The organism is Pectinatus haikarae, assembly GCF_050916305.1.
Lineage (GTDB): Bacteria > Bacillota > Negativicutes > Selenomonadales > Selenomonadaceae > Pectinatus > Pectinatus haikarae.
This window is the reverse complement of sequence record NZ_CP116940.1, coordinates 449451-472821: the sequence shown is the minus strand read 5'-3', so window position 1 is coordinate 472821 and position 23371 is coordinate 449451. Positions and strand designations below refer to the sequence as shown.

Sequence of the window (23371 nt, the reverse complement as noted above, 5' to 3'; positions counted from 1 at the left end):
ACATATTATGATATAATGAAGGCGATAAAAGACAATTGATTCAATTTCCTTTTATTTAACGGTTACTATTCATTATCTCTCATATAGAAATATAATATACGCATTTGAAAGGATGAAATATCATGAGTGAAGAATGTTCACATGCATGCGGCAGCTGCTCCAGCTCGGACTGCGGTCAGCGCGCACCGCAAATTGCTATAGAAAAAGGGAACGCCAATTCTCATATAAAGAAAGTAATAGGCGTTGTCAGCGGTAAGGGCGGCGTTGGCAAAACACTCGTTACCTCTATGCTGGCAGTCATAATGAAAAGAAGGGGATTCAACGTCGGTGTGCTTGATGCTGACATAACCGGGCCTTCTATTCCAAAAACCTTTGGTATTACAGATAAGGCTGACTGCAATGCAGAAGGCAGTATTCTGCCCGTTATCACAAAAACGGGGATAAGGCTTATGTCAGTGAATCTTCTGCTGGAAAATGACACCGACCCTGTTGTTTGGCGCGGACCTGTTATAAGCGGTGTTGTAAAACAGTTCTGGAATGAAGTGGAATGGGGCGATCTTGATTATATGTTTGTGGATATGCCTCCGGGTACAGGTGATGTGCCGTTGACAGTATTCCAATCTTTGCCTGTCAATGGTCTTGTTGTCGTTACTTCGCCTCAGGATCTGGTGTCCATGATTGTGGAAAAAGCTGTAAAAATGGCAGCGATGATGAATAAGCCGGTATTGGGAATAGTCGAAAATATGGCTTATTTTCAGTGTCCTAGCTGCAAAGAGAAACACAGTATTTTCGGTGAAAGCAATATAGCTTCACTGGCTGGTTTTTACAATATCAGGGAAATGGCTCAGATACCGCTTGATCCAAAACTTTCCGCCGAATGCGATAAAGATGGTATAGAATCATTCAGCAATGATTATCTTAATCTTTTGGCTGCTTATATTGAGCAAAATGCCTGAATCGATCGATGTTTATGCGGCGGATATACGCTGCTTGGAAAATGAAAGATTGTTTGCTGCGAGCCTTCTCCGTTTGTCTGCAGAAAGAAGAAAGTCTGCCGCTGCTGCCGCAGTCCAGAACCGCCGCCTGTCTGTCGGGGCAGGTCTTCTGCTGAATCATGCTTTGCAAAAGTACGGAATCAATGGAAGAATGGTGAAATTTTGGCATAATGAATATGGCAAGCCTTTTTTGTCTGATTATAATATATATTTTAGTTTATCTCACTCCGGCCATTATGTTTTTTGTGCAGCCGGCAGTGAAGAAGTCGGTGCCGATATTCAAAAAAATGTCCGTTATAATGCGCATATAATCAAAAGATTTTTTCATCAGGAGGAACAGGCTTATATCTTTTCCTTACCACAGAGCCAACAATCAAGAGAATTTTTCCGCCTGTGGACATTTAAGGAAAGCTGTGTAAAAATGCTCGGCAGCAGCCTGGCAAGGGAACTTTCTTCTTTTTCTATTGATATATCAGAACAGACTGTTGCTGCCCGCGCAAACGGGAACGCTTTGCCATATACTTTTACAGAATATGATATCAACGGTTACTTTGCAGCTGTATGCAGTAAAGCCGCTTATTCTGCGGGATCAATCCAGTGGGTCGATTTTGCCAAATAATAATACGAGGCGATATATATGAAGGATATTCTGGATATGCATATGCATACCATTGTCAGCGGTCATGCCTACAGTACTCTGTCCGAAATGATAGCAGCGGGAAAGAGCGGGAAACTTCATCTGATAGGTGTAACAGAACACGCACCTGCGTTGCCGGGTACGTGCCATGACATGTATTTTCACAATTTTAAAGTTATTGATCGTCATCCCGGGAATATTGAGTTAATGATGGGTGCCGAGGTAAATATAATGGATTATAACGGTGTCCTTGATATGCCTGAAAATACATTAAAAAAGCTTGACTATGCAATAGCAAGCCTGCATGATCAATGTATAGCACCCGGCAGTGAGCGAGAAAATACCACCGCACTTATCAAGGCGATGGAAAACCCCTATATAAAAATAATCGGCCATCCTGACAACGGCGCTTATCCTGTTGATTTTGAGGCAGTAGTAAAAGCTGCCAGACAATATAATGTTTTACTGGAACTTAATAACAGCTCCTATGCTCCTCAGAGCGGACGAATAAAATCAAGAGAAAATGCGTTGCTGATGCTGGCTTGGTGTAAAAAGTGCAGAGTGTCCGTCATACTGGACAGTGATGCTCATATCGATGCAGATGTGGGAAATCACAAGTACATATATGATATCTTGGAACAGGCCGATTTTCCTGAAGAACTGGTCGTTAATACTTCAGTCGATAAAGTAAAGCATATATTTTCAGATTAATTTCTGGGGGTAGTGTAAAATAGTTTGTGCTTTTGGGAGAAATTCGTAAAATGAGGATGATTTGATTTAGAAAAAATTGGGACTTCTTCATAGATTGTGTAAACCTTCAAGCTGATGTAATATAAAATCAGTTTGGAGGTTTTATTTATGAGCAGGAAAAATGAAAGTACCCAAAAAGCAGCAATGCGGGAAATGATGAAAAATTATTTAAAGGATACTAATACCAATGTTCGTGATGGTACAGATGTTAAAAATGTCATGAGGGATATGATGTCTGTTTTATTGGAAGGTGCTCTTGATGGTGAATTGGATGAATCTCTTGGCTACAGTAAATATGACTATAAAAATAAAGAAACTGACAATTCCAGAAATGGACATTCCAATAAAACAATGCATACGAGTTATGGAGATATGAATCTTGCTGTTCCACAAGATCGTAATGGCGAATATGAACCACAGATTGTAAAGAAATATCAGAACACTGTCACTCAGGATATGGAAGAAAAAATTATTTCTATGTATGCCAAAGGAATGACTACCAGTGATATAGAATCGCATATGCAAAATTTATATGGCCTGGAAATATCTGACAGCACTATCAGTCGTATAACAGACAAGATAATGCCCTTAGTTAAAGAATGGCAGGAAAGGCCATTAGCAGAGGTATATGCCGTTGTTTTTATGGATGCCATTCATTACCATGTTCGTTGTGATGGGCATATTGTAAAACGAGCTGTTTATATTGCTCTTGGCATAGATATGGACGGGCATAAAGATGTTTTAGGCATGTATGTTGGCGAAAATGAAAGTGCAAAATACTGGCTGTCCATAATGAACGGGTTGAAAAACCGTGGGGCAGAAGATATTCTAATAGCTTGTGTTGACGGTCTCAGTGGCTTCCCACAAGCTATTGAAGCAGTGTACCCTCAAACAGAAATACAGCAATGTATAATTCATCAAATACGCAGTTCAACAAAATATGTATCTTACAAAGACATAAAAGCCCTGATGGCAGACTTAAAACTGGTATATGCTGCTCCAACAGAAGAAACAGCATTAGCTGAGCTTGATCATTTTAAAGAAACATGGATAGTAAATATCCTAAAATTTATAAATCCTGGCATGAAAAATGGGCTGTTTTAGCAACATATTTTAAATATCCACTCGCCGTTAGGCGACTCATTTATACTACAAATACCATAGAGGGCTTTAACAGGCAGCTTAGAAAAGTCACTAAATCCAGGACCATTTTCCCTTCAGACGACAGCCTCCTAAAAATGTTGTATTTAGCAATGATGGACATTACTAAAAAATGGACTGGACGGCGACAAGACTGGAGTCAAATAAGGGCACAGCTAGATATCTATTTTGAAGAACGCCTTTTAGAAAGAGATGTTTAAAGGGCATCACTTTTACAAGCAATACCCTTAAATTATATTACTATTAATTTTATATTAGCTTTTAGTGTTTACACAAAACTTGAAAAGCTCTCAAAAAATTGATATTTCAACAAAATCACAACAGTTGATGAGTTTCACTTAATTTCTTTAAAGTAACTACATTTATTGAAAATCGATATCTTCATTTAACTTTTTATTTATATCTTGCTTAACCTGAATATCTAATTCGTTAACAATCCAACCATTTAAATAACAATTTTTAACAAACTCATCAATCCTATTGACACCGTTTATCTCTTTTATTGTTACAACCACTCCAAAACGTAGTCCAGAGCCATCCTTGGAATCCAATCTGTTATTTGTTTTGATCTCCATGCCCCAATTTTTGCTCATTTTATATGCCTTTTTAGGTATCATTCTATTTTTGAGCTTTTCAGCAACATATTTAACATTATCCCATTTTCGAAAATTCAATCGAGCTTCTCCTTCTAAAAGATAATATTTTTCTGTACTCAAATCATCCTCTTGGTTTTGCTTGTCACCTTTAATATCATTTATTTTTCCGTCATTTTTTATTCTTCCAAAATGAATATTTAACTCCGTATTTGTATAATCTACACCTTGAGTTCGATTACATACAGGAAAATAACACATAGTTGCTCTTGCAATATAAGGGTACTTATCATCTTGAAGAGGTATTGGAAAACTATAATTATATGTATTCCATTTTTCACTGATATCAGTCACTAAAAATTTAATTTCCTCATCACCCGATTTGATAATGTCTTCTATTTTGATGGGAACTGTTCCGTGACCATACAAAGAAATTTCTTCTGGGGTTGGTTTATCATTCCAGCCTTTTGCCGCATCAATTATTAGCGCTTTAGCAATTTCTCTATTTAATCCTAATATGTCAATAAGATAAGATAACTTTCTTGAAATCCAAGGAGCTGCAAAAGATGTTCCTGCAACATTCGCTTCTCCCAAAGGCTCGCAAACTCTAATATACCGTTCTTTACTTCCACCATAGTAACTTACATCTGGTTTAGCAAAAAATGACAGAGCAATACCTCTTCTGGCATATCTTGTCGAAAGACCATCTTTAGTGACAGAATTAACTACCATACTGTTTATTGAGTCTGCTGGAGAACCTATTCTATTAATTTTTTCATTTGGTTTATTTGTTCCAGCAATAACGAAAATCACATCATATTGATACTGTATCTGATCCAGTACTGCAGCTTCGGCTGATATAAAATTATCGTTAATTTCTTGATTACTACCTAGAGAAATATTCCACACCTTTATATCTCTATTTGACTTAACAATTTCTTTTATTCTTTTTATAATTGTAAATGAAGAAAAATTCTTTCCAGCTGCAACTCCAAAGTGACGTACTTTAAACCGTCCACAATTATCTTCGAGCCAAGGATTTAAACGAGGACCGTCTACAATAATCGACGACACAGCTGTACCATGTCTAGAATCATTGGAATCTCTTAGATAATTCCGATTAATCATCTCGTGATAATCAACCCACTTATTAAAATAAACGTGACTATCAAATAAAGTATCTATAACTCCTATAGTTGGTTCGATTGTAGGATCAGGAATAAACATTCTACTTTGAGACTCTACATGATTAAAATCTGATGGTGACAATTCTGATAAGTCAGTTGTTGCCATCGAAACAAGATATGGTGCTTTTTCAAATAAAAGTTCTAATTCACTTTCGTTTAAAAATATAGTCTGGGCGTCTATAATTCTACCGGACAGAATATCTATGCCTAATTTTTTTAGTAACGCTTTTGTTTCTATTTTAGTATCATAAAGTGTAATAATACTTTCTTGGCTCTGTTGTGAGGCTAATTCTATTTCAAAATCTTCAATATAGGAGATATCTGCTATAATTTGCTTAAAAATAGATTTACTCATAATTGTATTGTTAAAAGAAAGACTATTCATTTTTTTATAGTCATCAAACACAGTTTTATTCAATTGTCCATTAAAATTATTATTTAAGATACCAATTACATTTTGAAGAGATTTAATGCTTTTTTCTAAATCGTTATCGCTGACATAGTAAGTTATTATATGCTTAGTTTTAGTATCATTAAATTTTGCTCCGACGACCGCTAAATCAGATTTTTTTCCTTTTAACAAGCCTTTAATTCGATTGCTTTTAGCTACAATTTTATTGTAATGAACACTAATTAATACACCAGTAAATGGTCTGGACTCTTGTAACCAAAAATTTCGAATTTGTTCTATTTTATTTTGCAATCTTAAAATCTCTTTAGTGGTAACTATTTTTTTACTATTCATACTAGCGCCGCCACCAGTAACATTTCTAGCAGCTTGAACAAATCTTTTTCCCCTCAATTCCAACACATTATTCGCCATGAATTATTCTCCTTCATTTAACTTTCGTGCTACTGTACTTTTTGACTCCCCAGTTAACTTTTCTATTTCTCTCACTGTAAAACCCTGTTTGTGTAACTGTTTAACCGTAGTCTTCTCAAGGTTTCCAATCAAGCTGCTGTATAATCTCTTTAAATAATCAAAACTATTATTTATATCACTAAATGCCAAAGATGTTTTTATAATGTTTTTTAGTTCACCAGGATAGGGTAAATCATCCGAAAGGTTTAATATCTTTTTAAACAACCTTACATCCTTCGAAACATTTTTGAAATTTTTTACAAAAGAAGAAAAAATAAATTCAGCAATATCTATTAAGTCCTGTTTGCTATATCTATTGAAATTAATCACTGCATCAAAACGTCTGGTTAATGCTTTATCAAAATTCTGATATAAATTTGTTGTTGCTATAATCACAATTTCTTTATTTAAATCTGTTAATCTATCTAATTCTCTTAAAATAGTTGAGGTTACACGTCCCATCTCACGAACATCATTGTTATTTATTCGATCTAACGCGATAATATCTATTTCGTCAAATAAAATTACCGTTTTTTCCGGATAAGGAATCTTATTAATCTCACTAAACACAGTGGTAATATTCTTGTTTGTTTGTCCAAGTTTACTATCAATTAGGTTATCAAAATTCACATAGTATAAGGCTCTATCAAGTAGTCTGGCTACGTGCTTTACAGCTTCCGTTTTACCACTTCCAGGAAAACCTTCAAACAAAAATTTATTAATTCCTATGTTATGGTGAACAGCATTAATTATTCCTTTAATATCTTCAGTTATCTCAGAAGGTAAATTTAATGATACAATAGTGCTTATATCAAGTGTCTTTAAAAAATCACTCTCAAAATCACTAGCTTGTGGAGCATATAAATTAGATTCAGTAATCAAGCCCATAATATATTCCGCTAATTCATAATCTCCGACACTATCAAAACTTTTAGCTATTTCAATTGCTTCATTTCTAAAAGCAATTTCGTTTTTCTCAACATGATATTTAATTAAGTTCAAAACATTTTGCTTTTTCATAGCATAATACCTCCTATAGTTCTCATCTTGATTATAAATTATTTTGGGACAAAAGTCTATATTTTTGGGACTGCTTTTATTGATAATATTTTTGTAACATTCTGTATTCATATTGAAGAAAAAAAGAAGAACAATAGATACTTTCTAATACCGACCCAGAAAAAATCGTCTTCATCGCTAATACTGCGTATGGCAAATAAAAAAGGCCTCGCGTAATGCGAAGCCTTAAACTGCGGACGGTGAATTCTGCCGTATAATTAATTCGCTTTTCTCATATCGGCAAGAATCACTTTTTTATTATCCATAGTTACTTTTCCGGGAAGAAGCCGGTTCAGTTCTTTGAGAAATGACGCATCGGGTTTAAAAAATATGCGGCAGTTTTCCTCCTTCCCTTTTTTATTTATTTGCACATAGGCAGCGGTCCAGACATCCCTGCCGTCGAGCGCCGAATGAAATCTGCTGCTGTGTCTGAAACGCATAATTCCCACCAGCTCAGGCTGATAATGATAAACTCCCATGATGGAAGCCAGGGGGATACTGCAACTCTTTTTTCCCAATAAACCAGTACACTGAAAAATCAACAGTTTTTCACTAAGACAGCAGGTATATTTTGCCTGTATCCGACTAAATAGGACAACAAGAAATCCTATATCTACGGCAATACCGGTCGTACTAAATATGTGCAGCTTCCAGAATTTGATAATATCCAAAGCCAAGAGGAAAGTGAAAAAAATTATACTTGCAAACATGATCAGCATATTTTTTTTCATTACAATAGTTTCTGTGCTTATTTTTTCCATAATGTTTCACCTCCGCAAAGCAAATCATTCAAAACTGAATCCTGTAGATGATGCGTTGTTTTGCCACTGACAGTTCATAAACCGAGCAGTCCAAAAAATATATAGCAGAGTATCGCGCCAACAACTGACATTGAAAATCCCCATATAAGCAAGCGGCGAAATAATTTTCCTTTGTCCTCTTTGTCATCGGCGCACGCAATACAGATAGCGCCAAACAGGGACAGCGGCGATGTATCCACCATGTGTGAACCAACATTGATAGATGAAATCATTGATAAAGCGTTGCCGCCGCCAAGCTGATCGATCAATCCCGGCACCAACGGCAGGAACATAGGCATGACAACACCTGATGAGCTTGAATAAGCAGAGATTACACCTGTTACCAGAGCCAATATTCCGTTGACGCTTACAGGATTTGATATTGAGGCAATCAATCCAACAAGGGCATTAAGCCCGCCTGCTTTGTCCATAACATCTATCAAAACGCCCATACCGCCGACCATGATGATGACAGTCCATGGTATTGACTCAACGGCTGCCTTACTGTCGCCAGCATTGGCAATAAGTAAAACACTTGATAATAAGAAGGCTATAGCTCCGACATTCGCCGTTTTTCCCGTACCGATAAGATTCATGATTTCGTGCGGGAAAAAATCTTTCGTAATAGAAAGACTTGGCAGAATAACGAGCAGTACCAGTATGCCTATACAGGCTATTGTCAGCCATTGATTTTTATTCAGGGGTTCCGGCTTCGGCGCAATATCATCGATACTCAAAGTGGAATGACGTTGATTTTTTATCCAAGACCAGCCTCCCAGCAGTAAAAAACCGCCTATATTGCCGGCAAGCTGTGCAATTTCAGAATTCAAATGAATTCTCCAGGCTAAAATATTCAGATCCCCCACATGCTGCCCCAGAGCTTCCAACTGCGGCACCATTTTTGCTACTAAAGAATTGGCAATGATTCCCGTCGGTGAAATAGGTGAAAAGGCCGCGCCGTTTGCCGCACCGACAACAAGCAGTGTCATCAGAAAGGCGCTCATGCCTATACGGCTGGCGATAGCCATGACCACCGGTGCCATAAGTGTTACTGTAGCTATGTTACCGGGACCGATAGTGGTTATTATTGTGATCAGCATAAAAATTATAAAGGGAATTAATGCAGTGTTTCCCTTCGCCAGTCTGATAGCATTTGCCGTCAATTTTTCCATTGTTCCGTTTGTCGTCGCTATACCAAAAAGAAAAGTAACTCCTGTCAAAACCATAAACAGGTCTATCGGCCATGCCCGCATGATATCCACCGCCGATAAGTTTGCAAATAATGCACCTACTCCGATTGCAAAGGCAATTGCTATAATGCCGACATTTATATCTTCATTGTACATGGATATTCCGACTACAACAACAACACCAACCAGCGAAGCAACAGCTGCAGCAGACATTTCAAACATATGACTCCCTCCTTGCATTATTATTTTTTAATACAGATATGATTTTTGTATTGCCAGTCTATTCATCCTCTTGTGAGCCGGGGAATGTTTTGTGCAGCAGTTTTGTGGCGGCTATAAAAACCGCTATGACAAAGAACATTGTCGGCAGAGCGATCAACATCATCGTGAGAGCTTTCATTACTGTTGCGTCCATTTTATTTCCTCCTTATTTGGCGAGTGCCGGAATGAGCGCCAGCACCAGGCCTCCTGCTACTACCGAAGCCACTTGGCCGGCCACATTTACACCTATAGCATGCTGAATTATAAAATTCGACGGATCTTCTTTCAGGGCCATCTTGGCTATTACTCTGCCGGACATGGGAAAAGCCGATATGCCGCATGCACCTATCATTGGATTTATTTTTTTCTTGCTGAATAAATTCAGGATCTTGGCGAAAAGAACACCGCCTGCTGTATCAAATACAAAGGCAATGGCGCCCAAAAGCATGATCATTGCAACCTGAGATGTCAGGAAAGATTCGGCAGACATTGTACCGCCTATTGTAATGCCAAGCAGAAGGGTCACTAAGTTTGCCAGTTCATTTTGCGCACAATTTGAAAGATTGTCCACTACGCCGCATACTCTCAATAAGTTTCCAAACATCAGACTGCCTATAAGGGCCACAGAAATCGGTGCGACTATACCGGAAATAATGACGACCATCACAGGAAACAGAAATAACGTCGTTTTTGAAACAGGTTCTTCATTTTCATAACCCATTTTTATTCTGCGTTCGGCTTTAGTGGTGATAGCCTTGATCACCGGCGGTTGTATTACAGGTACCAGTGACATATAGGAGTAAGCCGCCACGGACAGAGGTCCAAGCAGGTCCTGGGCAAATCTGCTTGCCACATAAATTGTTGTGGGGCCATCGGCAGCACCGATGATACCTATAGATGCTGCCTGCTCAAAAGAAAATCCCAGCATTGTCGCAAAAACAGCTGTGGCAAAAATACCGAACTGAGCTGCCGCTGCAAACAGCATGACAGAAGGGCGGCGAATAAGAGGTGTAAAATCACACATAGCGCCTATAGCAATAAAAATCAACACGGGAAACAATTCATTGGAAATGCCCGCTTTGTATAAGACCCATAAAAAACCTTCTTCCCCGACAACCTGGGAAATAGCTGAAGAATGAGGAATATTTGCTAATAATGCGCCAAACCCTATCGGCAGCAAAAGTGCAGGCTCATAGTCCTTTTTCACGGCAAGATAAATAAGGACAGCACTTATTCCCCACATAACAATATTTTTCCAGCTCAATCCGATAAATCCCATTAAAAGTTCATCCAGCCATGGATATTGCAAGAATAAAGATTCCATTATTATTCCTCCTCATATTTTCTCTCGTTTTGTTAACTTAAATGAAAATTGAGGCACCGAACCTTTCAATGGTACAATGTTTCTGCTAGAAAACACACCAATCGAAAGGACGATGCCTCATGCAGAAAATTATACCGATTGTATGCCCTAAATGCAACAATAATCACCATTTCCATAAGTTTGGCAAAGATAAATTCGGTAATCAAAAATATCGCTGCCTTGCTTGTAAACATCAATTTGCACCAGATGCTCTCCCCAGTGTCAGAGGTAAAAAGTATCCTCCTTGCCCTATGTGTGGAAAATCGTCTTTCTTGCATCACGATTATCGTGATTATTCTAACTTTCGTTGCTCTGATAAAAAATGTAATCATTCATTTTTTCAACCAAAATCAACTGCTACTTTGCCACCTTCTGTTTCTAAACTTTTTGGTAAATCCAATTTATCACGCATGCGTCATCCAGTTCATTTAATCATCACTGTTTTAACTCTTTTTTTCATAGGCAAAAGCTCTACTCGTAACATTTCTCTCATGCTTTATCAGCTCTACAGCATCAAGCTTTCTCATGTTAGTGTTGCTGAGTGGTGCAAAAAATTCGCTCCGCTTTTTGATAATATTTCTTTAAAGCTCATACCTTCTATGAATTTCAATTCTGATGAATGGCATGCTGACGAAACAGTGGTTAAAATTGCTGGAAAGAAATACTACATCTGGTTCATCATCGATAGTGAAACCCGCTTTGTTCTTGGTTTTCATCTTTCACCACATCGTTCTTCTCCTCAGGCACATGCTTTATTTCAGCATGTTTCCCCTTTAGGTAATCCCAATGCCATTGTTAGCGATCGCTATAGTGCCTACAAGATTCCTACTAAGTGCTACTTTCCTCATGCTAAACACATTCGTGTCGAGAGCTTTAAGGACGATATTAGCAACAATCTTATCGAAGCTTTTAACAACCGTTTCAAGGCTTGGTATAAAACCAAACGTGGCTTTCATTCTTTTCACTCTGCTAATGCTACTATTTCTGTTTTTGTCTTCTTTTTCAACTTCATGCGCCCTCATACTGGTCTTAATCATTTAACTCCTGCTCAAGTTGCCGGAGCTAACTATAATCCCAATATGAAAAACTTGTTTTCTTTAGCAAGTTGATAAAATTTAGTGCTTTTCTACAGAAACATTAGCTATCTTTTCATTTTTACTTAACAAAGCCTTTTCTCTATAAATACTCTTCCTCTTCAGTACCTATTATTGCCAATACCTGATGCCAAATTATCTTATCGCCGATACTGCCGGTGATCATTTTTATTCGTCCGTCAACAGGAACAGCAATTTCTTTTCTCTCTTTCATAGTTTTAATTGTCAGCAGCAAATCTCCCTCTCGCACATTATCTCCTTCCCTTTTCATTATCGAGATCAATATGCCCTGGACACATGCTTTGATGATTGTGTCACTGGCTTTTACCGGTACAGGTTTTTTTTCTGAATATATAACCTCCTTTTTTGGGGGAATATCTTTTTTAACGGTATTTTTTCCATAAACCATTTCTTCGATTTTTACGGCATAGGGCAGACCGTTTACAGTGATTTTTAGATATATATCATCCATAAATAAATCACCTTTTCTTTTTTGCCGATAAATCACCGGAGTTTGCAAGATTTTCCCGACCTGCTGCAGTCCATATTTTGCTGATATGTGTGATTTTAAAATATCCGTTAGGGTTTCTTTCCCTCATCACTGTATAAATGACCGCAGTGATGGCAGCTACAACATTCGGAGATATTCTGTTCACTGGTACAGAGTCCTCTGGTTTAAAAAATCTTTCTGTTTTTTTTGGTTTTTTAAAGCCAAAAAGAAATGAAAATAATCCCATTTTCACACCTCCCTGCTGGAATAAAGAAGTACAGCTGTATAATTATTTGATTAATGATATAATACGGAATAATCATGTAAATATCCAGTTTATGTAATTTTAAAAAAGGTTATGTAACTAAAGTAATCTAAAGAATGAATCAATAAGATCGAACATAAATAAGCTGTTCCCCATAAGTTAAGATAAAATCCAGCTTATGGGAAACAGCTTTAAGAAAGCATTTTCAGATATAAATGGAGACTTAATTCAGATGGCATTTTGACGCCGCCTGAATAGTAGTAGAGCGACTAAATCATCGGATAAATATGTTTGGTCGCTGCCGGTCAATTACCTATTGATCCAGGTATTGCCTGATGATTTTGCTTTCAGCACTATTACAGCGGTATTTGTATACGGGTCTGCCCACCGCTCCGTAGATCAATTCCAGCTTCAAGAAGTTTTTTTGTCTGAGAAATTCTAAATATTTTCTCATGGACACTCTGGAAATGCCTATGTACCCGGCCATTTCTTCTGTGGAAAAAAGTTTTTGATCCAATGTATTTATCTGATCGCACACTTTTTTCAATGTATTCTTATCAATCCCCTTCGGCAAATGCGCTGACACAGGTTCCTTTTTGCGTAATATACATTTGTCCAATTCAGCCTGACTGAGGTGATCCTGGCCGTCCATTAATCCTGCTAATCCCTTGTATGCTAAAAGTGCTGTATTCAATCTTTCAAATTCAAAAGGTTTTATTATATAATCCACAGCCCCGAATTGAAGAGCTTTTTTTATGTTCTGTCTGTCACATGCCGCAGAAATAATAATAACATCAGCACCTTTGCCTATTCGTCTCAGGCGCATTAACAATTCAATGCCATTCATTCCAGGCATAAAAATATCAAGCAGAATAAGATCAAATTCATCTTTCCGCAATAAGGAAAATGCTTCATCTGAGCAATGAGCTATCGCCATCACGCTGAATCCGCCGACCATTTCCACATAACGGCGATTGATTTCCGCGACCATAGGGTCATCTTCCACTATCATAACTTTAATCAAAATTTTCCTCCTTGCTCCAGTAAGGAACGATCACACGGAATAATGTACCGTTTCCTTTTTCAGAAATTACCGCTATCTGTCCGCCCAATCGTTCCAGATTCTGTTTTACCAAAAAAAGCCCCATACCTCTTTCAAGGCCTTTTGTGGAATAACCTCGTAAAAATATGTCTGCCTGTCTTTCCTTTTCTATTCCGGGTCCTGTATCATTGATTTCTACGGTCAAAATATCATTTTCCCAAAAAATTCCCAGCTTTATTTCCTTTATGGAAGAATCCTTCAATGCTTCCAAAGCGTTATTCAATAGGTTGCCTATAATCGTGATCAATTCATGAACTGCTTCATCTTCGGCGGCCTCCGGTAAAAAGCTGTCCTGCTTGATCGTCATTGTTACTCCGGCTGCTCTTGCCATACTGAGCTTGCCAAAGATAAAGCCAGCCAATACAGGATCTCTTATTTTGCGGATAACCGCACCGACTTCAGACTGATAATTTTTTGCTACCTCATTTATATAATGGCTCAATTGATCATAATATTTCATACATACCATTCCCTGAATGACATGCAGTTTATTCATGAATTCATGTGTTTGTGCCCGGAGTGCTTCAGCATAAATACTGACACCTATTATCTTTTCAGCCATATTTTTCATTTCTGTTTTATCGCGAAAGGTAGCGATAGCGCCGACAATTTGATTGTTTACTATTACCGGTACACGATTGGTCAAAATGATAATGCCGTTGATATCTTGTTCCTGATCCAATTCGGCATTTCCCGTATCGAGAACATTCTGCAGCCTTGTATTCGGAATATATTCATCTACCTTTAAGCCTTCTGGTTCACCGTAAATACCGGCTTGACCAAACAGTCTCAGTGCTTCATCATTTACCATTGTTACATATGAATCTTTATCAACCGCTAAGATGCCTTCCCTCACCGAATGGAGCATTGCACTGCGTTCTTCATATAGTTTTGCGATCTCTTCAGGCTCCAACCCAAACAAAATTTTCTTGATTTTTCTGGCTAGAACCAGAGAACCAAGTATCCCGACCAACATACCGACGCCCACTCCCGCATAAATACCGGCTCTGCTGTTTGCGATCTCTTCTTGCACATGCTCGATCATTATCCCTACCATTACTGCGCCTACCTGCCGCTGATCAGCAGTAAATACAGGAACAAATACCCGTAAAGAAGTGCCCAGAGACCCCTTATTGACAGAAACAGTTTCTTTTCCTTCTAATGATGGAGCTATATCATTTTCCTCATAATAGGTATTTATCATTTCTCTGTTGGGATGTGATTTTCTGATGCGGTGCATATCGAGCACTGTGATAAAGCGTACATTGCTTACCTGCAAAATTTTTTCAATGAATGGCTGAATGTCATTTTGATCTTCGCTGCCATTTAGTGCAGCAATTATCAGTGGTGTATTGGCCACGACACGGGCTATTTCCAGAGATTCCTCTTTGGCGTCATTTTCTGCCCGCTCAGATAAATTATTACCGATCATGAGATCAGTAAACATCAGCGCGGCCGCTACTATCATGCAGGCGAAAACAGCTATTGTCATTTGCAGGCTCATGAGGCTTTTTCTCTTCCGCATATTATATGCTCCCTCTCATGATTTTTTATTATATTAATATTCTATATTTACAAATAATTTCCTATCAAAATAAACATATACTGTTTCTGAGTGTTTATCATTTAATATTAAATCCTTAAATAAAAAAAATCCCCCTAAAAAAATCTGTAGGGGGGAATTTTAGATTCAGCTATTTCTATTTTTATACCAGGTTATAAATTTTTGCAGTTTTCCCGTATCAGAATAGGCCAATGCCGGTTTTGCGGGATGCAGCTCACTTGCTGTGCAGGAAAATGTCTGCATATTAAGCAGCTCTTCAGCTCTTTGCTGAATGCGCCGAGCTTTTTCCGGAATAAACCCCGGATGCGGCTGAACCGCCGCATATTTTAAAACTCTTTCCATGCTTTCACGTTCCCTTCATATGATATATTTTTCTGTAACCTGAAAATATATTATAAAACTAATTGATGATTTTCGTCAAGCTGTACTGTTCTGCGATTTTGCATAGTGAATATTTCTTCTTCATGACTGGCTATGAGCATTGTTTTTCCGGCTGCTGAAAAATCAATTATAAAGTTCTCTACCCATTTTCTCGCTTTTTTATCAAGACCATTCAGCGGTTCATCCATCATTATGATATCTGGATTAAGAGCTAAAACAGCGGCAATGGAAACTTTTTTCTTCTCACCGCCGCTAAGATGATAAGGTACTCTGTCGCGCAAATGTTCTATATGTAAAAAACAAAGCAGTGAGTCAGTTCTTTCCCTGATCTTGTCTTCGTCAAATTGCATCTGTCTCGGACCGAAAGCTATTTCATCGTAAACAGTAGGGTTAAAAAGCTGCAAATCAGGATTTTGAAATACGTACCCTATTTGCTGATGAAATTTTTTGGCGGACAAATTATCTTTTAGTAATTTTGGGGTAATTTCCTGACCCGCAAAAAAATATTTTCCGGAAGAAGGAAAAACAAGTCCATTGAGCAGCTTAAATAACGTTGATTTGCCGCAGCCGTTGGGTCCCGTCAGCAAGATCAATTCTCCCTCTTTTATTGTGAGCGAGATATTTTCAAGTGCTATGATATTATCATATTTATAACTGACTGAAGATAGTTCCACCAGCGTATTCATAAATACTCCTCTGCATATAAAAACACAACGATCATTGTCAATATAATTGCCATATAAATAAAATACCGCGATTCCAGCCGATGCTTCTGCGATACATGATAATCACCTGTAAAGCATCTGCACAGCATAGCGTTATGCGTATCTATAGAATATTCATTGGCTTTTAAAAAGACCATTCCCATTATACTGCCCATGCTTTTATATTTTCGGTCATTTTTTCCTATTGAACGCAGTCTGAGCGCAATAAGCAGATCAGCAGCTGTATTTCCTAATAAAATAATATATTTTAAAGTAAGATCAAGCACCATTATAAATAAGCCCGGAACATGCAACCCGCCTAATGCTTTTGTCAGTGCTGAAAAGGCCGTTCTCTGAGCTAAAAAAGCGGCGGACATAGTTGTCAGGAAAACTTTCAGCGGCAGCATGAGCGTATTTTGCTGTCCGCTGATAAATGCCGGCAATACAATGCATAATGAAAAAAACATTGCCGCTGAAACTGGTTTCAAAATTGACGAGATACGTCTGCTGTCCAGGCAGGCAAGATATGTTAAAAAGACGGCCAGGACTATAAGCGGGAACATGAAGCGGTGTGACAGTGAAATTAACAATATCAAGAGGATGGTGCAGATCAGCTTGAATGATGCGCTGAAAAAGCTGTCCGTTGCCATAGCTGGTTGATTTTTCAGCAAAGTAAGCTTACCTGTCAATGCTAACAGCGTCTTGTCTATAAAATGGTCCCGATCCCGGCAGGGGTTATAATTATCGTTTTGCGTGAGCCATACCGGGAGTTTGTTATTTTTTTCCGGCAGTAAAAATTTATGCTGTTTTATTTGCTCCACCCTTTATATTTCCCAAAAGCTTGAATATTATTATCAGTGCGGCTGATCCAATGACAGCTGACAATATATAACCGGCAAGATCCGGCATCCCGGTTACGGTATAATCAGGGAAAAATGCTTCATAATTAAAACCGTTGATCATCTTATCCGGAATATAGCCTAATGTTGTACCAAAAGAGGTATCGGCGGCTATTTCATCGGCGCCCCATTCTCCCCATGCCGTGCCGTCTGCCAGAAGGCCAAGCGGTGAAAGTACGATAAGGGTCACTATAAGAGCAAAAACAGGGTTAAGTTTCGTTTTTTGATCACTGTAGACCATGCCCGGCGATACCTTGAGAATAAATTCGTAAATAGCTATGGTAAAAACAGCCTCCGCTATTCCCGCGATCAGAATATGCGGGAGCACCATAGCCGGTATTGCAACTGACAGGGGGTATGGTGAATATAACGCATGTCCCATACTGTCAGCAAAAAGTAAGGGCTGCAGGCCAAATTCAATAGCAGCGATAAAGGCAGCCATGTTAATGCCGGTATATGCCCCGATAAATATGGCTGCTTTTTTGCCAAACGGCGATGGCCATATTTTCTTTATGAGCCTGAATATATAATAACCGGTGAACGGTAAGACAAATGCCATATTAAAAGAATTTGCACCAAATGCTAAAATACCGCCGTCGCCGAAAATAACTGCCTGTATAAGCAAGGCCACACTTATGGCTATACAGGCGGTATAAGGGCCCAGCAAAACGGCTATAAGTGTTCCGCCGACAGCATGGGCAGTAGTACCTCCGGGAATAGGAAGATTAAACATCATCAGCAGAAAAGAAAAGGCTGCGCCCACACCGATGAGCGGAATTTTGTCTTTGGGCAGATCTTCTTTTATTTTTTTTAATGAATAATACCAAACGGGAACCATTGCTGCCGCAAACACAGCGCAGGTTGACGGACTCAAATAATTATCTGGAATATGCATAAAATGCCCCCCTTGTTATAATTTGTCCATTATAACATCATGCCGCGCAATAAAAAAGCCTGCCCCAGGGGATGCAACGGCAGGCTTTTTTATTGAAAGCTTTCACCATATCATATGGTGGGGGGATAGGGGATAGAGATATATGCTAACATCAGAAAATATATTTAAAATGACCATAAATACTATGCAGTTGATTTTTGGAAATTTATTCTTCGGTATCGTCGCGGTCAAAGACGGCCATAGCGGCGACAATGTCATTTATTTCCGTTTTCATAAGCTTTACACCTTGGGTGTTGCGGCTGATAATGGAAATGCCGCTGATGTCGGATCGGATTACAATACCATCAGTAGTGATAAGCATAAATTCCTGATCTTCGCTGACAACTTTTATACCGACTACTTCACCGGTTTTCGGTGTGACTTTGATATTTATTATACCCTTGCCGCCACGTGTCTGACTGCGGTATTCGTCGACAGAAGTGCGCTTGCCAAAACCATTTTGTGTTGCGGTGAGTACAGTCAAGCCGCTGTGCAGGTTATCCATGCCGACCACAGCATCTCCGTTACGTAGTAAAATCCCTCTGACACCTCTTGTGTTGCGGCCCATTGAGCGTACATCACTTTCCTTAAAAGAGATTGCCAGACCTTTCTTTGTGCCGATGATCACCTGTCTGTCACCATCGGTGAGCTTTACAGCAATCAGATCATCATCGTCATCAAGTGACAGTGCGATAAGGCCTGTCTTTTTGCGTGCGGTATCGTATTCATGCAAAGCGGTTTTTTTCACTACACCTTTTTTGGTGGTCATGAAAAGGTACTTGCTGTCGTCAAATTTGTCGATCGGGATTACGGCAGTAATTTTTTCACCAGGTTCCACAGGCAGAAGATTAATGACGGCGGTTCCTTTTGCCGTACGGCCCGATTCGGGGATCTCGTAGCCGATCAGCTGATAGACGCGTCCGCGATTTGTGAAGAAAAGAATTGTTTTATGGGTGGTGGTAATTATCATATTTTCCACAAAGTCTTCTTCTTTAGTACCCATTCCGGTGATACCGCGCCCGCCGCGCTTTTGACTTCTGTAAACACCGACCGGCTGGCGTTTTACATAGTTGTTGTGCGTCATTGTCACTACGATGTCTTCTTCATCGATCAGATCTGCTATATTGAGCGCAGATGTATCCTGCGTTATCTGTGTACGTCTGTCATCATTGAATTTTCTTTTTACTTCCGTAAGTTCTTCTTTTATTATTTCAAGTATCCTTTTTTCATCAGTCAGAATATCTGCCAGATCCTTGATTGTCTGTAAAACTTGTTGGTATTCACTTTCAATTTTTTCCTGTTCCAAGCCCGTTAAACGCTGCAGACGCAGATCTAAAATTGCCTGAGCCTGTTTGTCAGTCAGCCCGTAGCCTGTAGTCAAAGCCTCTTTGGCGATGTCTGCTGTGCGTGAACCTCTGATTGCGGCAATGACTGCATCCAGATTTTCAAGAGCAATGGTGAGTCCTTCCAGAATATGTGCGCGTGCCTTGGCTTTGTCAAGGTCATATCTGGTGCGGCGTGTTACGACATCTTCCTGATGCTTGATATAATAACTGAGCATTTGCGGCAGTGTCAGAATTCGCGGCTGCCCGTCAACTAAGGCAAGCATGATCACGCCAAAAGTGTCCTGCAGCTGAGTATGCTGGTAGAGTTGATTTAAAATAACATCAGGATTGACATCTCTGCGCAAATCTATCACGACACTCATGCCTTTGCGGTCAGATTCATCATTCAGCCCGGTAATACCTTCAATAGTCTTGTCACGGACAAGCTGTGCTATTTTTTCCACTAAACGGGCTTTATTTACCTGATAAGGCAGTTCAGTAACGACAATGCGCGATCTGCCGTTTGCTTTTTCTTCTACGTGTGCACAGGCTCTCATTTTCACAGCACCACGGCCGGTAGTATATGCCGAAAGAATACCTTCCCTGCCCATAATAAGCCCCCCGGTCGGGAAGTCGGGTCCTTTTATGGCTGTCATTAATTCGGCTATCGTGACTTCAGGATTATCGATCATCATCAAAATGCCGTCAATAACTTCGCCCAGATTATGCGGCGGAATATTTGTTGCCATACCTACCGCTATGCCTGCAGAACCGTTGACCAGAAGATTCGGCATTTTTGCCGGCAACACAGTCGGTTCCTTTAAAGATTCATCATAGTTAGGCATAAATTCCACAGTGTCTTTATCTATGTCGGAAAGCATTATTTCCGCAATCTTGGACATACGCACTTCTGTATAACGCATTGCCGCGGCCGAGTCACCGTCGACAGAACCAAAATTTCCGTGACCATCGGCAAGCATATGACGGTAAGAGAAGCTTTGTGCCATACGCACTATAGTGTCATATACGGAAGTATCCCCGTGAGGATGATACTTACCTAAAACTTCCCCGACGATACGTGCTGATTTTTTATATGGCTTGTTCGATGCCATTCCTGCTTCCTGCATTGCATACAGTATACGGCGATGCACAGGTTTCAGCCCGTCGCGGACATCCGGCAGAGCTCTCATAACAATGACGCTCATTGCGTAATCAATATAAGAATTCTTCATTTCCTCTTCCAGCTTGACCGGCACGACCTTGCCTAAATTGCCAAGCTTCCACGAACCGTTCTGCCCGGAATTTTGAGCATCGTCCTTTTTATCAAAATCGTCTGCCACTTTCTCACCTCAAATATATAATAAGCGGCATAAAACCGCCTGAAAGCATAGATATATAGCTATATATTAACATTTTTCGGTTTAAAAGTCCAATTCCGTGATTTATTAACTGCGCGCCTGTTGTATCATTCGCATCAGATAAGGAAAATGCAGATTAAGCCAAAATTTGAAAAACGTGTGCCGATACATTTGAAAAATAGGTACTCTGTTTAAAGTATATAAGTTGTCATTTGCGGCATCATCACCCAGATTGACTGTAAAGGCAGCACGATAGCCGTATTTTTTAACCTGCGAAATCACATGCTGATTGTAGTCTCCGCATGGATATGCAAGATATTTTATTTGGTATCCCAAATGTTCCTGCAAAGCGATTTTGGAATCCAGCAGCTGCTTTTTCAATTCATTATCGTCTTTTATCTGGCTCAGATTCGGATGGTCATATGTATGGCCCTCAAACACGATATCATTATCTTTCATCGTGTCAATTTCTTTCCATGTAAGATAATTCGGCCAATTGATATAATGAGAAATTAAAAAAATGGTAGCGGTGAGACCATATTGTTTTAATATGGGATATGCGTTCGTATAATTGTCCTCATAACCATCATCAAGGGTGATTACTACAGGTTTTTCAGGAAGTGGTTTCCCTTCCTGCATATAATCAAGCAGTTGATCAAGCGTGATCGCATTGTAATTATTATCCTTGAGATATCTCATCTGGGCCTTGAATTCATAGGTGCTTAAAGCCAGTGCTGTATGCTTGTCGTCATCTATTTCATGATAATTCAATACGGGAATTTCTCTTTTATTAATTATTTTGACGGCGAAAGCTCCGCATATCAAAAGAAAAAGCAGTGCTATATATATTTTTTTGTTTTTCAGCATCTGATACTAAATTCTCCTCATTATAAAGTATAGTTACAGAATACATGCATAATATGAAATTTTTATGACAGATAAAAATTTTTCGGTAAAACAGGCATACTTGAATTTTGTGTTTATTTCAGAGAATATGGACTGAGGTACTATATTGTGATGCGGGTCCGGATGAAAAAGACCAGAAGCTCAACTTCTGGTCTTTTTCAATCTGTAGCCAGTGTAAATGATCAATATCCATATAGGACATAAATAAATGGCTGATCGATAGTCAGGCATTATTGCCATGGTTACACCGATGGACAGAAAATAAATTATGCCGATATAGTTTAATATGGGACACCAGGGCATCTTATATGATAAATTTTTGGCGTCAGATCCTATTTTCTGCCGAAATTTTATCTGTGTATACAAAATCATTATCCAATTCATCAAAGCAGCAGTAGTTGCAATGGACATCACGTAATTAAAAACTTCCTTTGGCGCGGCATAAGTGATTATGACAACAATGCCGACAAAAAAAGAAGAGAAGAGAACAGCCGCTCGGGGAACACCGTTTTTGGAAAGCTTTCCCAGAAACGACGGTGCATTATGCTGCAAGGCAAGCCCGTGAAGCATACGTGCGTTACTGTACAGGCAGCTGTTATAGGCGGAAAATACCCCGGTCAAAACAATGATATTCAATACAGATGCTGCAGACGGAAAGCCTATGGCCGAAAAGATTTGGACAAACGGGTTGCCATTCATGCCGACTTTGTCCCAGGGATACAAGGTGACAAGTACGAACATTGAGCCTACGTAAAACAAAAGAATTCGCCCGATGATCAGATTTATCGCTTTAGGTATAGTTTCTTTCGGATTTTCTGCTTCACCTGCCGTTATTCCTATAAGCTCGGTTCCGCCAAAGGAAAAAGTCACCACGACAAAGGACAACATCATTCCGATGATCCCTTTAGGGAAAAAACCGCCGTTATTAAGCAGATTATCCAGACCCACAGGAGCAGAAGCGCCTATACCGACGAAAATCATAAGCAGTCCAAAGATTATCATAAGTAAGATAGCAGTTACTTTTATCAAAGCTCCCCAAAATTCTATTTCACCGAATGAGCGGACATCCATGAGATTTATGGCATTTACAAGAAGGAACAAGGCCAGTCCCGCAATCCAAGCCGGCAGATCAGGAAACCAATATTGCATATAAATGCCGACAACGGATACTTCAACCATAGATACCGCCACATAATTGAACCAGTAGTTCCATCCTGACAGGAAGCCGGGAAATTCTCCCCAATAATCATAAGCATATGCACTGAATGAACCTGAAACAGGATTGTGGACTGACATTTCACCCAAGGCTCTGACAACTAAATAGATGAATACACCGCCTATCAAATATGAGAGCATGACAGCGGGACCTACCAGCTGAATTGTACTGGCAGATCCATAAAACAGACCTGTACCGATGGCACAGCCAAGCGCTATCATTTGGATATGGCGATCTTTTAGACTGCGCTGCAAATTTTTATTTTTTTCCAAACT

General features: G+C 39.2%; 21 protein-coding genes and 1 pseudogene. 5 read left to right on the top strand and 17 right to left on the bottom strand.

Going from position 1 to position 23371, the window contains the following annotated elements; all coding sequences use genetic code 11:
- Positions 1–122: 122 nt before the first annotated feature.
- From NXG61_RS02370 to NXG61_RS02355, 4 genes and pseudogenes are all read left to right on the top strand, one after another.
- The gene (locus NXG61_RS02370; protein WP_307223691.1) at positions 123–956 is read left to right on the top strand and encodes an Mrp/NBP35 family ATP-binding protein; all 834 of its coding nucleotides are present in this window, start codon (positions 123–125) and stop codon (positions 954–956) included.
- The gene (locus NXG61_RS02365; RefSeq protein WP_307223694.1) at positions 949–1614 is read left to right on the top strand and encodes a 4'-phosphopantetheinyl transferase family protein; all 666 of its coding nucleotides are present in this window, start codon (positions 949–951) and stop codon (positions 1612–1614) included. Before NXG61_RS02370 ends, NXG61_RS02365 begins: the two co-directional genes overlap by 8 nt.
- Before the next feature lie 18 nt (positions 1615–1632).
- Positions 1633–2343: a phosphatase gene (locus NXG61_RS02360; protein WP_307223696.1), complete on the top strand. Its 711-nt coding sequence runs from the start codon at positions 1633–1635 to the stop codon at positions 2341–2343.
- Between the two features lie 183 nt (positions 2344–2526).
- Positions 2527–3743 (top strand): annotated as a pseudogene (locus NXG61_RS02355) (IS256 family transposase).
- 162 nt (positions 3744–3905) lie between these two features.
- On the opposite strand, the gene NXG61_RS02350 reads toward NXG61_RS02355, so the two are convergent.
- From NXG61_RS02350 to NXG61_RS02325, 6 genes are all read right to left on the bottom strand, one after another.
- Complete coding sequence (locus tag NXG61_RS02350) at positions 3906–6146, bottom strand: S8 family peptidase (RefSeq protein ID WP_307223698.1); 2241 nt, start codon at positions 6144–6146, stop codon at positions 3906–3908.
- Between the two features lie 3 nt (positions 6147–6149).
- Positions 6150–7205 (bottom strand): ATP-binding protein, encoded by a 1056-nt coding sequence (locus NXG61_RS02345; RefSeq protein ID WP_307223701.1) that lies wholly within the window; start codon positions 7203–7205, stop codon positions 6150–6152.
- 257 nt (positions 7206–7462) lie between these two features.
- Complete coding sequence (locus NXG61_RS02340; protein WP_307223703.1) at positions 7463–8005, bottom strand: hypothetical protein; 543 nt, start codon at positions 8003–8005, stop codon at positions 7463–7465.
- A 74-nt stretch (positions 8006–8079) separates the two neighbouring features.
- The gene (locus NXG61_RS02335) at positions 8080–9456 is read right to left on the bottom strand and encodes an SLC13 family permease (RefSeq protein WP_196604398.1); all 1377 of its coding nucleotides are present in this window, start codon (positions 9454–9456) and stop codon (positions 8080–8082) included.
- 58 nt (positions 9457–9514) lie between these two features.
- A complete protein-coding gene (locus NXG61_RS02330; RefSeq protein ID WP_269140332.1) occupies positions 9515–9649 on the bottom strand; it encodes a hypothetical protein in 135 nt (44 codons plus the stop codon).
- Between the two features lie 12 nt (positions 9650–9661).
- Positions 9662–10819 carry a sodium ion-translocating decarboxylase subunit beta gene (locus NXG61_RS02325; RefSeq protein WP_196604399.1) on the bottom strand — a complete coding sequence of 386 codons (1158 nt, stop codon included), beginning with the start codon at positions 10817–10819 and terminating at the stop codon, positions 9662–9664.
- A 119-nt stretch (positions 10820–10938) separates the two neighbouring features.
- Between NXG61_RS02325 and NXG61_RS02320 the strand changes: the two genes are divergently transcribed.
- Positions 10939–11967, top strand: a complete 1029-nt coding sequence (locus NXG61_RS02320) for an IS6 family transposase (RefSeq protein WP_307225425.1) — start codon at positions 10939–10941, stop codon at positions 11965–11967.
- Between the two features lie 67 nt (positions 11968–12034).
- On the opposite strand, the gene NXG61_RS02315 is transcribed toward NXG61_RS02320, so the two are convergent.
- The 11 genes from NXG61_RS02315 to NXG61_RS02265 all read right to left on the bottom strand — a co-directional run bounded on the left by NXG61_RS02315 (position 12035) and on the right by NXG61_RS02265 (position 23368).
- The gene (locus tag NXG61_RS02315) at positions 12035–12424 is read right to left on the bottom strand and encodes a biotin/lipoyl-containing protein (protein ID WP_196604400.1); all 390 of its coding nucleotides are present in this window, start codon (positions 12422–12424) and stop codon (positions 12035–12037) included.
- 7 nt (positions 12425–12431) lie between these two features.
- A complete protein-coding gene (locus NXG61_RS02310; protein ID WP_307225386.1) occupies positions 12432–12689 on the bottom strand; it encodes a hypothetical protein in 258 nt (85 codons plus the stop codon).
- 331 nt (positions 12690–13020) lie between these two features.
- A complete protein-coding gene (locus NXG61_RS02305) occupies positions 13021–13731 on the bottom strand; it encodes a response regulator (protein WP_307225385.1) in 711 nt (236 codons plus the stop codon).
- Positions 13724–15334 (bottom strand): DcuS/MalK family sensor histidine kinase, encoded by a 1611-nt coding sequence (dcuS, locus tag NXG61_RS02300; RefSeq protein ID WP_307225384.1) that lies wholly within the window; start codon positions 15332–15334, stop codon positions 13724–13726. Before dcuS ends, NXG61_RS02305 begins: the two co-directional genes overlap by 8 nt.
- 165 nt (positions 15335–15499) lie before the next feature.
- Positions 15500–15715, bottom strand: coding sequence for a hypothetical protein (locus NXG61_RS02295; RefSeq protein WP_196604404.1), 216 nt, complete (start codon positions 15713–15715; stop codon positions 15500–15502).
- 50 nt (positions 15716–15765) lie between these two features.
- Entirely contained in the window at positions 15766–16440 is a 675-nt protein-coding gene (locus NXG61_RS02290; protein ID WP_196604405.1) for an energy-coupling factor ABC transporter ATP-binding protein, read from the bottom strand.
- A complete protein-coding gene (locus tag NXG61_RS02285; protein ID WP_307225383.1) occupies positions 16437–17279 on the bottom strand; it encodes an energy-coupling factor transporter transmembrane component T in 843 nt (280 codons plus the stop codon). Before NXG61_RS02285 ends, NXG61_RS02290 begins: the two co-directional genes overlap by 4 nt.
- Positions 17257–18252 (bottom strand): cobalt transporter CbiM, encoded by a 996-nt coding sequence (cbiM, locus tag NXG61_RS02280; protein ID WP_307225382.1) that lies wholly within the window; start codon positions 18250–18252, stop codon positions 17257–17259. The genes NXG61_RS02285 and cbiM overlap by 23 nt, the downstream gene beginning before the upstream one ends.
- Before the next feature lie 205 nt (positions 18253–18457).
- Positions 18458–20872, bottom strand: coding sequence for a DNA gyrase subunit A (gene gyrA / locus NXG61_RS02275; protein ID WP_307225387.1), 2415 nt, complete (start codon positions 20870–20872; stop codon positions 18458–18460).
- 189 nt (positions 20873–21061) lie between these two features.
- A complete protein-coding gene (locus NXG61_RS02270; protein WP_196604408.1) occupies positions 21062–21841 on the bottom strand; it encodes a polysaccharide deacetylase family protein in 780 nt (259 codons plus the stop codon).
- 180 nt (positions 21842–22021) lie between these two features.
- The gene (locus NXG61_RS02265) at positions 22022–23368 is read right to left on the bottom strand and encodes an amino acid permease (protein WP_307225381.1); all 1347 of its coding nucleotides are present in this window, start codon (positions 23366–23368) and stop codon (positions 22022–22024) included.
- Positions 23369–23371: the final 3 nt, after the last annotated feature.